The organism is Paenibacillus sp. 2TAB19, from assembly GCF_052115185.1.
Classification (GTDB): domain Bacteria; phylum Bacillota; class Bacilli; order Paenibacillales; family Paenibacillaceae; genus Pristimantibacillus.
In genome coordinates this window covers 1-14,827 of the sequence record NZ_JBFRGE010000108.1, presented here as the reverse complement: position 1 = coordinate 14,827, position 14,827 = coordinate 1, and the positions used below count along the sequence as shown (strand labels likewise).

Annotated in this window: 14 protein-coding genes; 10 read left to right on the top strand and 4 right to left on the bottom strand. The window is 47.7% G+C overall.

Annotated elements, in window-relative coordinates:
* Positions 1–772 (bottom strand): LacI family DNA-binding transcriptional regulator (locus tag AB4Z33_RS28095; RefSeq protein WP_442053069.1); only part of this gene is annotated, 772 nt, incomplete at its 3' end.
* A gap of 269 nt (positions 773–1,041) precedes the next feature.
* Between AB4Z33_RS28095 and AB4Z33_RS28090 the strand changes: the two genes are divergently transcribed.
* The 7 genes from AB4Z33_RS28090 to AB4Z33_RS28060 all read left to right on the top strand — a co-directional run bounded on the left by AB4Z33_RS28090 (position 1,042) and on the right by AB4Z33_RS28060 (position 10,216).
* Complete coding sequence (locus tag AB4Z33_RS28090) at positions 1,042–2,475, top strand: L-fucose/L-arabinose isomerase family protein (protein ID WP_442053068.1); 1,434 nt, start codon at positions 1,042–1,044, stop codon at positions 2,473–2,475.
* Positions 2,476–2,494: 19 nt separating this feature from the next.
* Entirely contained in the window at positions 2,495–3,337 is an 843-nt protein-coding gene (locus AB4Z33_RS28085; protein WP_442053067.1) for a transketolase, read from the top strand.
* A gap of 5 nt (positions 3,338–3,342) precedes the next feature.
* Positions 3,343–4,281, top strand: a complete 939-nt coding sequence (locus tag AB4Z33_RS28080) for a transketolase family protein (protein ID WP_442053066.1) — start codon at positions 3,343–3,345, stop codon at positions 4,279–4,281.
* 13 nt (positions 4,282–4,294) lie between these two features.
* A complete protein-coding gene (gene glpK / locus AB4Z33_RS28075) occupies positions 4,295–5,788 on the top strand; it encodes a glycerol kinase GlpK (protein ID WP_442053065.1) in 1,494 nt (497 codons plus the stop codon).
* 79 nt (positions 5,789–5,867) lie between these two features.
* Complete coding sequence (locus tag AB4Z33_RS28070; RefSeq protein WP_442053064.1) at positions 5,868–7,385, top strand: DUF5060 domain-containing protein; 1,518 nt, start codon at positions 5,868–5,870, stop codon at positions 7,383–7,385.
* A 22-nt stretch (positions 7,386–7,407) separates the two neighbouring features.
* Positions 7,408–8,823 (top strand): FAD-linked oxidase C-terminal domain-containing protein, encoded by a 1,416-nt coding sequence (locus AB4Z33_RS28065; RefSeq protein WP_442053063.1) that lies wholly within the window; start codon positions 7,408–7,410, stop codon positions 8,821–8,823.
* A 52-nt stretch (positions 8,824–8,875) separates the two neighbouring features.
* The gene (locus tag AB4Z33_RS28060; RefSeq protein ID WP_442053062.1) at positions 8,876–10,216 is read left to right on the top strand and encodes a (Fe-S)-binding protein; all 1,341 of its coding nucleotides are present in this window, start codon (positions 8,876–8,878) and stop codon (positions 10,214–10,216) included.
* Between the two features lie 127 nt (positions 10,217–10,343).
* Here the strand turns inward: AB4Z33_RS28060 and AB4Z33_RS28055 are convergent, their stop codons facing one another.
* Genes AB4Z33_RS28055 through AB4Z33_RS28045 form a run of 3 tightly spaced genes read right to left on the bottom strand, consistent with a single transcriptional unit; the run spans position 10,344 to position 11,510 of the window.
* The gene (locus AB4Z33_RS28055) at positions 10,344–10,850 is read right to left on the bottom strand and encodes a zinc-binding dehydrogenase (RefSeq protein ID WP_442053061.1); all 507 of its coding nucleotides are present in this window, start codon (positions 10,848–10,850) and stop codon (positions 10,344–10,346) included.
* Positions 10,735–11,157, bottom strand: a complete 423-nt coding sequence (locus tag AB4Z33_RS28050; RefSeq protein WP_442053060.1) for an alcohol dehydrogenase catalytic domain-containing protein — start codon at positions 11,155–11,157, stop codon at positions 10,735–10,737. Before AB4Z33_RS28050 ends, AB4Z33_RS28055 begins: the two co-directional genes overlap by 116 nt.
* Positions 11,158–11,201: 44 nt before the next feature.
* Positions 11,202–11,510, bottom strand: a complete 309-nt coding sequence (locus AB4Z33_RS28045; RefSeq protein ID WP_442053059.1) for a MarR family winged helix-turn-helix transcriptional regulator — start codon at positions 11,508–11,510, stop codon at positions 11,202–11,204.
* Positions 11,511–11,861: 351 nt separating this feature from the next.
* On the opposite strand from AB4Z33_RS28045, the gene AB4Z33_RS28040 reads away from it, so the two are divergent.
* From AB4Z33_RS28040 to AB4Z33_RS28030, 3 genes are all read left to right on the top strand, one after another.
* Positions 11,862–12,872, top strand: a complete 1,011-nt coding sequence (locus tag AB4Z33_RS28040) for a hypothetical protein (protein WP_442053058.1) — start codon at positions 11,862–11,864, stop codon at positions 12,870–12,872.
* Positions 12,873–13,204: 332 nt separating this feature from the next.
* Positions 13,205–13,387 carry a hypothetical protein gene (locus tag AB4Z33_RS28035; RefSeq protein WP_442053057.1) on the top strand — a complete coding sequence of 61 codons (183 nt, stop codon included), beginning with the start codon at positions 13,205–13,207 and terminating at the stop codon, positions 13,385–13,387.
* A 101-nt stretch (positions 13,388–13,488) separates the two neighbouring features.
* Positions 13,489–14,607: a hypothetical protein gene (locus tag AB4Z33_RS28030; protein ID WP_442053056.1), complete on the top strand. Its 1,119-nt coding sequence runs from the start codon at positions 13,489–13,491 to the stop codon at positions 14,605–14,607.
* Positions 14,608–14,827 lie beyond the last annotated feature (220 nt).

The following is a 14,827-nucleotide window of genomic DNA, read 5'->3' as shown; positions in this document are numbered from 1 at the left end:
GGCATTCGCAGAAGAAGGCAGTCGGCAGCGGATTGCCAGCGGCTAAATAAGATGTAAGCTGCTGCTGCAGCGCCTCTTGCGATGAGAGAATCGTCGGAGCAACGGAGAAGATGCACGGGTCATTAACGTTAAGCCCTCTCTCTCTCAGGGCGTCGTCGAACCCCTTCTTTCTCTCATCGAAATTTTGTATCCGTACATTGGATGCGATATAACCGATATTTGTATGACCTTGCTCGCATAGGTGCAAGCCCGCTTGATAAGCCCCCATCACATTATTAATGCTGACAAAATGGACAGGAAGCGTCTCGAAGCAGTTATCCAGAACGACAAGCGGAATGGAAAGGCCTTCAGCGATCGCAGCTATTTGGGGTTGATTCAGATTGGTTCCGAGCAGGATCACTCCGTCACTTCTCTTCTCGTCCTCCAATGCTTTGATTTTGTCCATATATTGCTCTTGTTCCACGGAAGTGTAGATAAGCGAGAAGCCGCTTTGCCGGCATCTCTCCTCGATAAAGTGAATGAGCTCGCGAAAGAAGGGCTGCTGATAGTACTCCTCAAGCACGATTCCTGAGTTGGCAAAGGCCAAGAAAGTTAAGGCATGCTGAGCAGGGTCTGCTTCCGCAGATTTGGCTTTATGTTTATAGCCGTGTTCCTCCGCAATTTGCATAATACGCTCGCGCGTTTCTTCGCTTATTCCGTGTTTGCCGTTCAAAGCAAGCGATACAGCTGCTTTCGATACGCCTGCAAGCTTAGCGATGTCCTCCATCTTCATAGCAATCTATCTCCAATCATCAAATTAACGGATGTGTTTAGTTCAGTTTAGTTTACACGAAAGTGTTCGGTTAAGCAATATAACGACTTGATTTAACTAAACTATTTAGTGATATGACTAAAATTTTCACTAAAAATCAATTAAACTCGTTGACCATATAACAGAATGATGATAAATTTAGTTTGTAGTTAATGATCTTTAACTAAACTTTATTTAACTAATTAGTCATATTTCATTATTGGTTAAGTTATTTTAAGGAGAGTGCAGCAGTGGAGAAACTTAAGCTGGGCTATGCGCCGACAAGACGTTTTGTATTCAGCGCAGAGRATGCCTACAAGTATAAGGTGTTGATCAAACAGAAGATCGAAAGCTTCGGTATGGACATCGATATCGTCGACCTTGAAGGGATCAATCAGGAGGGCTTGCTGTACGACGACAATATTAATGCAGATCTGATCATTGACCGCTTTAAACAAGAAAAAGTAGATGCCGTTATTTTCCCGCATTGCAATTTCGGCACAGAAGATACAGTTGCTAGAGTAGGCAAAGCGCTGGGCAAGCCGGTATTGCTGTGGGGGCCAAGAGATGAATCGCCTCTAGAGGACGGAATGAGGCTTCGAGATACACAGTGCGGACTGTTCGCAACGGGCAAAGTGCTCCGCCGTTTCAACGTTCCATTCACATATGTAACGAATACACGAGTGGATGATCCCGTATTTCAGCGTGGGTTTACGAACTTCATTGCCGCATCGAATGTGGTGAAGCAATTTAGGAAGCTGCGTATTTTGCAGATCGGGCCGCGCCCGGCATCCTTTTGGACGATGATGTGCAATGAGGGAGAATTGTTAGAGCGGTTCGGCATCGAGATTCATCCGATTACGCTCGTGGACATTCAATCGGAAACGAAACGGATCGAGAAAGGCAATAGCTCTGAGCTTGCAGCATGTATGGATTATATAAAAGAAAAGCTGGATTGGTCAGAAGTGACTGAGGCAGATGTGAGAAGGATAGCGGCTTTGAAAGTAGCAATGAAAAATTATGCGAAAAGAACGGGCAGCTCGGCTATTGCGATTCAATGCTGGTCGTCGCTCCAGGACGCCATGGGAATCATGCCTTGTCTAGCTAATGCGATTCTAACGGACGAGCAAATTCCAGTCACTTGCGAGACCGATATTCACGGAGCGATTACTTCTGTCATGGTGCAGGCTGCAACCATGAATCAGCACCCGACCTTCTTCGCGGATCTAACGGTTCGCCATCCCGAGAATGCGAACGGAGAGCTTCTATTCCATTGCGGCAACTTCCCGGTGTCGTTATCGGTCGAGAATCAGCCGAAGCTTCGCAAACATTTTCTATTCGATGACCATTCCCCTGGAACGCATGAAGGCGAGATTAAAGGCGGGAATATGACGCTTGCTCGTTTCGATGGAGATCATGGCGAATACCAGCTTTTCCTGGGTAAAGCACGCGGCATTCAAGGTCCTTATACTCGCGGTTCGTATGTGTGGGTTGAAGTGAACGACTGGCCGTTATGGGAAGAAAAGCTTGTGAAAGGTCCTTATGTTCATCATTCTGTCGGTATACATGCCAATGCCATTCCAGCTCTATATGAGGCTTGCAATTACATTCCTGGACTGACGCCGGATCCGGTTGACCCTACGGAACAGGAAATTCAGTCATGGCTTCGCGGCAAAGGACTATAGAGTGAAGGAGGAAGTTAGGGTGGAAATAGCAGCTCTTAAAGGAAAAGCGGCGCAAATTCGGATGGATCTTCTGCGCATGATCCATGGTGCCAAGACCGGACATACGGGCGGCTCGCTAAGCAACACCGATATATTAACCGCCTTGTATTACCGCGTGATGTTGGTGGATCCCAAGGATCCGAAGTGGGCTGTGAGGGACCGCTTCATCGCCAGCAAAGGCCACTCGGTGGAGTCATTATGGTGCATATTGGCCGATCTTGGTTTTTTCCCAAAAGCGGAGTTGGATACGTTCAGCCGGTTCGGCACGCGATTAATCGGCCATCCGAACAATAAGGTGCCGGGCATTGAGATGAATACGGGCGCGCTCGGTCACGGTCTCGCTATCTCGGTGGGCATGGCGCTAGCTTCCAAACGCGATGGATTAGGATATCGGGTATTCTGCCTCATGGGCGATGGAGAGCAGGCAGAAGGCTCGGTATGGGAAGCGGCGATGGCAGGGGCACACTTTAAGCTTGATAATTTGGTAGGCATTATCGATCGCAACCGACTGCAAATCAGCGGATCAACCGAAGAAGTGATGGGACTTGATCCTCTTGATGACAAGTGGGCGGCATTCGGCTGGAATGTCGTTTCTATAGACGGCAATGACATGGATGCACTGGTGAGGACATTCGATGCTATACCTGCCGTTTCGGGAAAACCGACGTTGATTATGGCGAATACGGTGAAGGGCAAAGGCGTTTCTTTTGCGGAAAACGTACCGCACTGGCATCATCATGTACCGAATGACGAGCAGCTGGCCATGGCGCTTGCCGAGTTGGCGGCATCGCTGGAATCCTATAAGCAGGAAGGGAAGGTGTAACGCGTATGAGCAACAGTATACCGAACAGACAAGTGATCTGCGAGACGCTTCTCGATCTGGCCAAAGAGGATAAAGATATTTTGGTGCTTACCAGTGATTCCAGAGGATCGGCTGCGATGGCTCCTTTTGCAAACGCATACCCGGATCAATTCGTCGAGGTTGGCATCGCGGAGCAAAACATCGTCGGTATTTCGGCAGGTCTTGCGCATAGCGGGAAAAAGCCGTTCGTTGCTTCTCCTGCTTGCTTCCTGAGCATGCGGAGCATCGAGCAGATCAAAGTCGATGTCGCTTATTCGGCTACGAACGTCAAGTTGGTAGGGATAAGCGGCGGGGTAAGCTACGGAGCATTAGGCATGTCGCATCATTCTTTACAGGACTTGGCGGTTATGCGCGCTATTCCGGGGCTAGCAGTTGTAATGCCAGCAGATCGGCACGAAACGAAGAAAATGACAGAGGCGCTCGTTGCGTATGAGGGCGGCGCATACATCCGAATTGGCCGAAACGCAGTAGAGGATGTATACGATTCCGACGATTATGAGTTCACGATAGGCAAAGCAGTAACGCTGCGGGAAGGATCGGATGTAACGATCATTGCGTCCGGTGAAACGGTGCGCGTTGCGTTAGATACGGCAGCCGCGCTCCAAGAGGAAGGCGTCTCGGCTAGAGTCATTAACATGCATACGATTAAGCCGCTCGATGAGGAAGCGATAAAACGGGCTGCGCGCGAGACCGGCAAGATCATTACGGTCGAAGAGCATAGCATTCATGGCGGATTAGGCGCTGCCGTTGCAGAGGTCGTCGTTCAGCATCATCCCGTTCCTGTGCGCATCGTCGGCATTCCGGATGAACCGGCTATTGCGGGAAAAACATCGGAAGTGTTCCGCCACTACGGCATCCATGTCGACCACTTGAAACAAATCGCCTTCGATTTGCTGGGCGGATAGAGGATTGGTGAGCATGGATAACTATATATTAGCCATTGATCAAAGCACGTCCGCGACGAAAGCGCTGCTCGTGAATCGGGATGGAACGGTGGTCGGCAAAAGCTCGTTCGAGCATCAGCCATTTTACCCGAGATCCGGTTGGGTGGAGCATGATCCTCTCGAAATTTATGAGAATGTGAAACGCGCTGTCATCGATGTCATGCAGCATGCTCAAATAAAGGCAACCGAGCTGGCGGCAATTACCATTACGAATCAACGAGAAACAGCGGTCATGTGGGATCGGATTACTGGCGAGCCTATCCATCACGCAATCGTATGGCAATGCCAACGCACGGCAGAGCACTGCGCTGCTTTGAAAGGAGAGGGGCAAGAACCGTTCGTTACCCTGAAGACCGGGCTAATGATCGATCCCTATTTCTCAGCAACCAAATGGAGCTGGATGTTAAACCATGTACAGGACGCGAAATCCAAGCTGACCGAAGGCAGGCTGATGGCAGGCACGATCGATAGCTGGCTGATCTGGAAGCTGACTGGCGGGGGCGTGCATGCTACCGATTTCACGAATGCCAGTCGAACCTCCTTATTCAATATCCATACGCTGCAATGGGATGAAGAGCTGTGCAATCTGTTCGGCGTTCCGTCTTCGCTGCTTCCGGCGGTGAAGTATTCCGACGAGGTGTTCGGGTACACCGAAGAGATTGATTGGTTGGGCGCTCGCGTGCCGATTTCCGGCATTATCGGAGATTCCCAGGGGGCGTTGTTCGGTCAATTATGCTTTAATGAAGGTATGGCCAAAGCTACGTATGGTACGGGAACTTCCGTACTTATGAATGTGGGAACGCGGCCCGCCGCGTCGGGCAATGGACTCGTTCAGACGATAGCATGGGGCTCCCAGGGAAAAGTGACTTATGCGCTTGAAGCTATTATTCGTTCTTCCGGCGACAGCATCAAATGGATTCGCGATAATTTAGGCTTATTCGATAGCTTCGAGGAGATGGACCGGTTGCTGCAGRACGCGCCTTCTAATGAAGGCGTATATCTCGTGCCTGCCTTTGTCGGCCTAGGCGCCCCGCATTGGCGGCCGAATGCGAGAGCGGCTATTACAGGAATGAATCGTGCAACGGGAAAGGGACATATCGTCAGAGCTGCTTTAGAAAGTATTGCGTATCAGGTATACGATGCGTTGGAGCAGCTTCAGAAGATTTCCGGCGTAGCGATGGGCGAGCTTCGAGCAGACGGCGGGGCAGCCGGAAATCCTTTGCTGATGCAGTTCCAATCCGATTTATTAAATAAAAAAGTCGTCCAATCGGACGTTATGGAGCTTTCTGCTTTAGGCTCCGTCTATTTAGGCGGTTTGGCAGTAGGCGTGTGGGGCTCTATGGCGGAGATAGAATCTAGCGTCCGGGGCTATCTAGTATATACGCCGCAGATGGATGCGGCAGCTAGGGACAAATGCTTGGCAGGCTGGCGGCATGCGGTGTCCACTTTGCTTCAAGGCGCAGGCTGAACGGCAAGTTGAAGCAGTAAGGGCAAAGGGGAGCGAGTCTCCTTTGCCTTTCGTTTTTCCATTAAGGAGGGTGTATACGATGAAGTATTCTAATCTTGTTGAACGATGGTGCGTGTTCGAGATTGAATTGCAATCTTCCAAAACTTTCGCTAGACCGTTTCACGATGTAAGGCTGGAAGCTTATTTTCGCAAAGGTCAAACGAGCAAAAAGGTTTTTGGCTTCTATGACGGCGGATCGACTTGGAAAATCAGATTCATGCCCGAGGAGGAAGGGACATACAGCTTCAAGCTTTCCTCCAATCAGGAGGAATTCAACGGGTTAACAGGGACTTTCGAAAGTACGAAAGCACAGAAAGGCAATCACGGCCCGGTCCAAATTAACGGGAAGCACTTCAACTATGCGGATGAAACACCGTTTTTTGTTATGGGAACGACGGCGTACGCTTGGACCTACAGACCCGAGGAGATTCGGCAGCAGACGCTGGAGTCGTTCTCCAAATACGGATTCAACAAGATCCGAATGCTCGTGTTTCCCAAGTACTACAGAGGCGGCGTTAACGACGTGAATGTGTCCTATGATCCGCCTGTTTTTCCTTTCGCCGGACAATCGAACGACTTTGATTTCCAAACCCTTGTTCCTGAGTACTTTCAAAATTACGAGGAGCGCGTAAAGGATCTATTGCGGCTTGGCATTGAGGCGGATGTCATCCTATTCCACCCTTATGATACTTGGGGGATTGATCGTGGCATGCAGCAAGAGGATGAGCTTCAGTACGTCAAATACATGATTGCAAGACTAGCTGCTTTTCGCAACGTATGGTGGTCGTTGGCTAATGAATTTGACATATCCGAAACGGCGGATGGTAAGTTTTGTATCGGGATGGATCATAAAGATTGGGACTTGATCGGCACGTACATCCATACGAACGATCCTCACAATCATCCGAGATCGAATCATAATATTCCTTTGGGATCGGCTTACCCGAAACGGGATTGGATGACCCATGTGTCCTATCAGCACCCGGATACGTATACCTTATTGCTGGAATTAATGAATGACTACAACATGCCCGTCATCAATGACGAGTACCAATATGAAGGGAATATCAAGGATGATTGGGGCAACAGCGATGCTGCAACGACCGTGTTCCGTCACTGGCTCTCGGCAATGGCCGGAGGATATGCGTCCCATGGCGAGGTGTTCAAGATCGAGGGAAATGACCAAGACTTGTTCTGGTCATACGGCGGGACGTTGGTCGGAGAAAGCGGGCCGAGGCTGAAATTCATGAAGCAAATCCTCGAGTCCTGCTCGTATCAGGAAATGGCAAGAGACAGACGCAATACGGAAGGCCATCATTATTTCGCCTTGCACAAAGGCATTGATGAATATCTGTTTTTGTTCCGTTACGATTTACCAGGCAAAGGTTTATGGTACGGGCCGTATGACGGTACCGAGTCTGAGTATGAAGCTAAAATTTACGATGTGTGGAATTGCGAATTAATCGAGGAAAAGATCGTGAAGCAAGCACATCGCTTCCCTATTAAGGAATGGACGGCAGTTCACTTAAAGAGAATTCACGTTGATTTATCCAATTAGATAGAAGGGAGTATCAACCATAATGCTGGAGGAAGCAATCGTTCAACAACTTCGCCGGATTGTAGGCATGCAGAACTTTCGGGATGATCGCGAGGCATTAATTGCTCATTCCTATGATGGAACGCCAATGCTCCAAAGTGTCCCGGATGGCGTTATTTATCCGGAAAGCACGCAGCAAGTGTCGGATATTATGAAGGTGCTCGCCGCACATCGTATACCGGTCGTATCCCGCGGTTCTGGTTCCAATCTGTGCGGAGGAACGGTTCCTGTCCACGGCGGCATCGTGATGGTCATGCACCGCATGAGTGAAATCATAGAGGTTGATCAGGAAAATTTAACGGCGACGGTTCAGCCGGGGATCATTACGGGTGAGTTCATATCGCATATTGAATCGCTCGGACTATTTTATCCGCCGGATCCAAGCAGCATGAGAATATCAACGATTGGCGGAAATATTGCCGAGTGCTCCGGCGGGCTTCGCGGTTTGAAATACGGTACGACGAAGGACTATGTCATCGGGCTTGAAGCGGTCCTTGCGAACGGGGATATTATGCGGACCGGCGGGAAGCTGATGAAGGATGTCGCCGGCTATGACTTGACGAAGCTGCTGGTCGGATCGGAAGGGACGCTTGCCATTATCACCGAGGCAACCTTGAAGCTGGTGCCGCCGCCAAAGACGAAGAAGACGATGCTTGCCATGTATAAGGATCTCTATGGAGCGGCGAGAACCGTATCACGTATTATTGAAGCGAAGATTATCCCGGCAACGCTGGAGTTTATGGATAATCCAACGATTCAGGTCGTGGATGATTTCGCCAAACTCGGTCTGCCTAGAGATATGGAAGCGATTCTACTTATCGAGCAGGATGGCGATCCGGAGGCGGTAGAGCGTGATATGGAGCGAATACAAGAGATCTGCAAGTCGGAGCTTGCGGATCGGGTAGAGGTGGCGCAGAGCCGCGAAGAGGCGGAGAAGCTGCTGACGGCACGGCGCAGCGCTTTCACCGCACTGGCGCGTCTGCGCCCGACTACCATACTGGAGGACGCTACGGTACCTCGATCCAAAATTGCGGAGATGGTGTTGCGGATCAACGAAATTGCTAGAAAACACAATGTAATGATCGCCACCTTCGGACATGCGGGAGATGGCAATTTACATCCGACTGCTACGACAGACGCAAGAGATCAAGACGAAGTGCACCGGGTGGAGCAGGCTTTCGAAGAGATATTCGAAGCGGCTATCGAACTGGGTGGAACCATTACCGGAGAGCATGGCGTTGGCTTGGTGAAAGCCCCGTACCTCGAGTGGAAGATCGGTAAAACCGGAATAGAAATGATGCGAGGAATCAAGCATGCGTTCGATCCGCATAACCTGCTTAATCCGGGTAAAATTTTCGCCAAAGAGACGAGAAAAAGAGTGGTGATATCCCGTGGGTGATACGAGTCCAACGACAATTCCCAAGAAGCCAAATGTAAAGCTCAACGATCCTATGGCCCAGACGCTTCATTTGAAGCTGGACTATGATCAACTGACGAATTGCATGCGATGCGGATTTTGTTTGCCGGCTTGCCCGACTTTTCGGGAAACCGGATTGGAGCAGGAATCTCCTCGCGGTCGACTCGCTCTGATGAAAGCGGTTGTAGACGGCATGATGGAAGCAGATCAACCGTTTCAAGACCAAATGAGCCATTGTCTGGGCTGTAGAGCTTGTGAACCGGCGTGTCCCGCCGATGTCAAATATGGACAGTTAATCGAGCAGGCTCGAGATGCAATTGAGGACCATGCAGAACATAGCATTCCTGTTAACGGTCTGCGTAAAGTGATGCTTCAGGGGATGTTGCCGCACCAGGGACGGATGAAGTGGCTTGGACGTTCTCTCGCAGCCTATCAGAAATCAGGCCTGCGTAAGTTGGCAAGAGGTACGGGCATCATGCATCTATTCCCGAAACATCTTCGTGAAATGGAGCAAATCCTTCCCAATGCAACGGGAAAAGGCGTGGTAGAGAGGATTGGCACCGTCTATCCGGCTAAAGGAAAAACGATTGCCCGTGTTGCCTTGTTCAGGGGTTGTATCATGGATGTGCTGTTCGCAGAAACCAATGTGAATACCGTAAAGCTGCTGTCGGAAGCGGGATTTGAAGTCGTCATTCCGAATGAGCAGGTGTGCTGCGGTGCGCTTCACGCGCATAGTGGTGAGCTGGATTTGGCGAAAGGTTTAGCTCGTACGAATCTTACCGTCTTTAAGGAAGCGGGAGTCGACTATATCGTGTCTAACGCAGGGGGATGCGGAGCTTTGCTAGTGGAGTACGACCACCTCTTGCATGATGACTCCGAATATCAATCTCTTGCAGAATGGTTTGCTTCCAAAGTTATTGATGTGAGCAAGCTGCTCATCGACTATGGAAGACTCCCGGCATTTGCAGATTCGAGCGCTTGTGCCGACGGTCCCATTACGATTACCTATCAGGACTCTTGTCATTTGCGAAATGTCATGAAGAGCGCAAGTGCTCCAAGGCAACTGATGAGGCAAATTTCCAATGTCCAATATGTCGAGATGAAGGAAGCGGATCGATGCTGCGGCTCTGCAGGCATTTATAACGTCACGCAGCCCGAGATGGCAGGCGAAATCCTAGAGCATAAGATGGCGCATGCGAACCGGACAGAAGCACGCTACCTCCTCAGCAGTAACCCAGGATGTATTCTCCAGATGAAGCTGGGGGTAAAGAAGCATGGTGACAGCAGCCGGATGGAAGTAAAACATATAGTTGATTTCCTTTACGAGAGAGTTGTTGAAATAAGTGAAGACGAAAGATTTTCTTGGGGGAAGTGACCTGACAAGACAATTAGCCAGAATAGTTTGATATGAATGAAGAAAACAACACGTAGTGTGGTATACACTCGTGTTGCTCTCGTGTTTTAATATCCAAATTTCTATTTCATACATGTTGTTATTAGATTTAGTTTATGCGCAGTAAAATTCTTCCGCGTCCATATCTTGCTTCGCTTTTCTCCAGTGCTTTATTAGCTTGGTTTAGCGGGAATATGGAATCAATCGCTGCTTTAATCGTACCGTCGGCAATTAATTCCGTTAAGGTCTGTAGATTCGGGTATGTTGGGAATTTGGTGTTAAATTTAGCTGTAACGCCATGCTTTTGAGCATTCTCTTGAGATGGAGCCTGAGTCAAAGAGACAAGAATTCCCCCCTTCTTCAAAAGGGCCCATGATCGATTCTCAGTCTCGCCTCCAACGGAATCGACGATCAAATCCACTTCTTTGATGACGTCTTCGAAAGCCGTCATGGTATAATCGATGACTTGATCCGCACCCAAAGACTTGACGAAGTCTATGTTAGAGGTTGATGCCGTAGCGATTACGGTCGCTCCCTTCCATTTGGCAGCTGAACGGCAAACTGTCCAACGCCGCCCGCTGCAGCATGTATGAGAAAGGTTTGGCCAKATTGCCATATTCTGAATAGGCTCCTCTAATACTACCAAAAATGCGATCACCGGGCTTGAAATCCGTTACACCTTCTCCTATTTCTTCGACAACTCCGGAAGCGTAAAATCCAGGAATGTAGGGGAAGGTTACAGGAAAAACTTCTTGAAGCCAACCGTTACGGATTTTATAGTCTAGCGGAATAATCGTAGCATATACGATACGAACAAACACTTCGTCCGTTTGCGGTTGGGGGCGTTCAACTGTTTCTATCTTTAAGACATTCGGACCACCGTATTCATTGACCAGAATGGCTTGAATCGACTTATTAGACATGCTTATCTCTCCTTTATTCCCTCATCTTTTTTTAAAAATTACAGTTAAGCTTCTAAAGAAACGGCTATTTTTTTTGCCAGAGCTACAAACTGTATTTTTTCTTCGTCATTGAGAACTTTCGTTGTGATCTCATCCAGCTTGCTCCAAGCCTGAATCACTCTGGGTTCAACTTCACGCCCTTTTTGAGTGAGAGATACGATGGTTACGCGTTTATCTTCATGGGAGCGACTGCAGGTGACCAGCCCCGCATCTTCCAAACGACGAACGGATTTAGCTATTGTCGAGTGATCAAGGCGCAGCGACCTTGAAAGACTATTCTGCGATTGGCTGTTTTGATGCCACAGCTTCATCATTTCGCTCCTAACGGAGAACTTTAGTTCAATAAGATCTAGGAGCAGGTGCCACGGCATTTGCTCTTTTTTTTAAATATAGGAAAGCATTTTGCACATACTTTCTCTATACGTTTCGACGAAACGTTGGCGTCTATAGATAGGAGGCCATCAGGCGGTTCTGCTTATTAAGCTAAAGGGGAAAAAGTGCAACTTTCCAGTATTTGGTTTCGTTTAATAATTGAAACAGACGGGCCAATTGCTAAAGAGTGAACACCTTTATTGCTGTGTATCATGTTGGAGCAAAGAATAAAAAGTATGTTTAAGTGTTGCTCTAACGGTGGGAATAGCATTGTTAATGTAGGAGGACTTTGGATGAAAAAAGTGATTTTACTGGTGTCGCTGCTACTGGGAGCTGCATTGTTGTTATATTTCTATTTATTGTTCACCGATTCTCCTAATGTGGATACCGATTCCACATTGTCTGCTTCGCTGGAACAGCACCAAGAAACGCGAGCTAGCTCGACCCGCGCACCTGAAACGACTGAACCAATCAAGAGTTCAGTCTTTGATGCAAGCAAAGCGATATATCTTGGTGAAACTGACAGCGGGGTCGTTTATGAATCCTATGGCAAGCTTTTTTCTGTAGACACGCTTGGGGAAGTCATTGAGATGGGAGATCCCGCCATCGAAAAAAGAGGAGCTGTCCTCTCTCCTTCAGGAGACACCCTAATTTACCAGTTTTCCGATACGTCCATCATCACAAGTCCTACAAAATTGGCTTTGCTTCATTTACGAGATAACAAGGAAAATGCTGTCATTGAGCTTGAAACCAGCAATAGGATTGAAGTGATCGGTCCGTACTTCTGGTCAGGCCAAAATGTATTTGTGCAGACAGCACTTGCAACCGATTCGCCGAATTTCCTAATTTTTAATGGTATAACGGGAGCAATGGACGGTTCCGGCAAGCTCTTTCAAACTCTATATGTAAACAATAAATTGACGAAACTGTTAAGGCTCGATCCCTTAAACGAAGTAGACTCCGATAACGGTTTAGGGGCAGTAATTAGGGTTGCGGCATTAACGGAGGATGGTGTTTTGCACGAACTGCTTGAAGAAATGTTTTACGAAACAATGTTTCTGGATATTCAAATATCCGATGACCTAACCGCAATCGCCGTATGGACTCATCTGGTACCGGAGGGCACTTCCACCCTTAGGGTATCGGCCCTGGATCACGCAAATTGGCAAACGAATGATTGGCAAAAGTATGATACTGCTCCCGTAACAGAAGGCTTTATTCGATTTGATATCGACCTCAGAAAAGTGTTACTGAGCAACGGAGAGACGGTCGAGATGCCTCAAGTAGAAGGAGTTGGGCACTAAATACGAGTTGTGAAGTGACGGTTATTTAATATTAAACATTCGTACCAAAGGACCCAGCGTTGTTAGATGTGGTGGAGTATAACTGGGGAGGAGTTTATATTTATACCTTGAATTGGGACCGGAAGGTATAATGCAGGAGGATTGACGCCAACGGAATTATTCACGGGAGAGCGTGGAATGGCGAAGTAATTATTTCGATTGATAAATCAGAGAATGATGAGGGGTACAGCCAATATATTACCAAAAGCGTCTTTTTTGAGGAGAGCGGACATGTCGGTTATGGATATACGTTTAATGCGGATGAAGTTCACACCGCGTTTGGTGATATCCCGTTGCATGAAGAGCAATCGGTCTCGCCCGAAGAGGGCGAGGTGGCAATCTGGGGGTTACAAGCTACCAATCTGAAAACTCTGCACACGATGGATTATTCACCTGAGCAGCTAAAGCTGACTGATTGGGCGGTGATTTTCAAATTAGCGGCCATCGAAACGGATGCGTTAAACGGGGAGCAATAGCATAGATTTCACAGCTACGCCACTTTTCATTAAGCTAGCAATCGCACAATTGAATTATGGTGTAAATGCCGAGGAAACGCTTTGAAGGAGCAAAATGAAATATGAAAAAATGGTTCTTTGCATTGGTACCGTTGTTGCTGTTAACTGCGTGCTCAGTGGCGCCAACACTCATCACGAATTCAGACACTAATTTAGATAATACAACCGCAAGTCCAATCCCAACCTCCCTTACTTTCGATTCCAACGCAATCCTTGTAACGGGACCGCTCACATTGTCTAGGAACGATCTATTTCAGCTTACAAAAAAACATGAATACTTGAGTGTGGTTCTTACTAACGGAAAGTATTACGAAGACTGGACCCCTGGGCCTTTGATGGGTCGCAACTGGGTGGGTGAATTCCAAATTCAGCTTTCCAATGAAAGCGACGAGGTACAAAGCGCCGTCGATTTAAACGGTTATTTTAAGGATGAAATGGTGTTCAACTCGTTCTTTGACATCGATTTCGATGATTATAATGGGGATGGGAATATCGATTTTACGATTGGTCAATATGCATCGAGCAATGGCGGTATATATAAGCTCTTTACGGTTGATGATTCTGGACGCATTAAAGAGTTGCCTATTAAAGGGCATCCAGAAATATTCGTGAGCAGTACAGGGCGTTACTCCACCAAGTTGGCTAAATCTAAATTTGGCTTTTCAAGCACGTTTTATGACAACAGTATCGGAAAAGAAGTCACACAATCCTTCGGTTGGAACGGGAAAGAATTTGTAAGTGAAACGAAATTCGATCAACCTATCGCGGCCACAGAATACGATGTTTCCAATCTGGAATTTCCGCTGCCGAAGGGATGGAACTTGAGTGCCAATGACCGCTTTGGCGCATCCATCACCGACGAGAACGGAATCAATATGGGGAGTGTTGTCACGTACCCGTATACAGACGATTTTGACTTTAGATCTTATAAGCCCAACCATAGTGAAATGACAAATGAAGAAGCAATTGATACTCCTATCGGAAGTGGTAAACTATATACACTCGATGCTGACAACGGAACAGCCGCATCTGGACTAACTGGTACACATGACGTCTATTTTGCCGCTATTCCGATACAAGACAGCATTATTTACGTACTTGAATTTACAAAGCATGATAAAGAAGATGCATCTAAAAAGCAATTCATCGCTCTATTGAACGGTTTGCGGCTAAAAAAGTGAAGGCGGTGCAGTCTTGAACTATATGATCATAGCTTTTTCATTAATCGTTTCAACGATACTATCTATTTTTATAATGAAGAACAGAAGAAGCAAATGGTTTAGCATTATTTCCGTATTCGTTATCAATGGGATAATGGAGTCTGTAAAATAGTTTGTGTAAACTCCTAAACCTACTAAAATGGAAGTAGATGAAAGGTTGGGAGAGCACATGGGATTATGG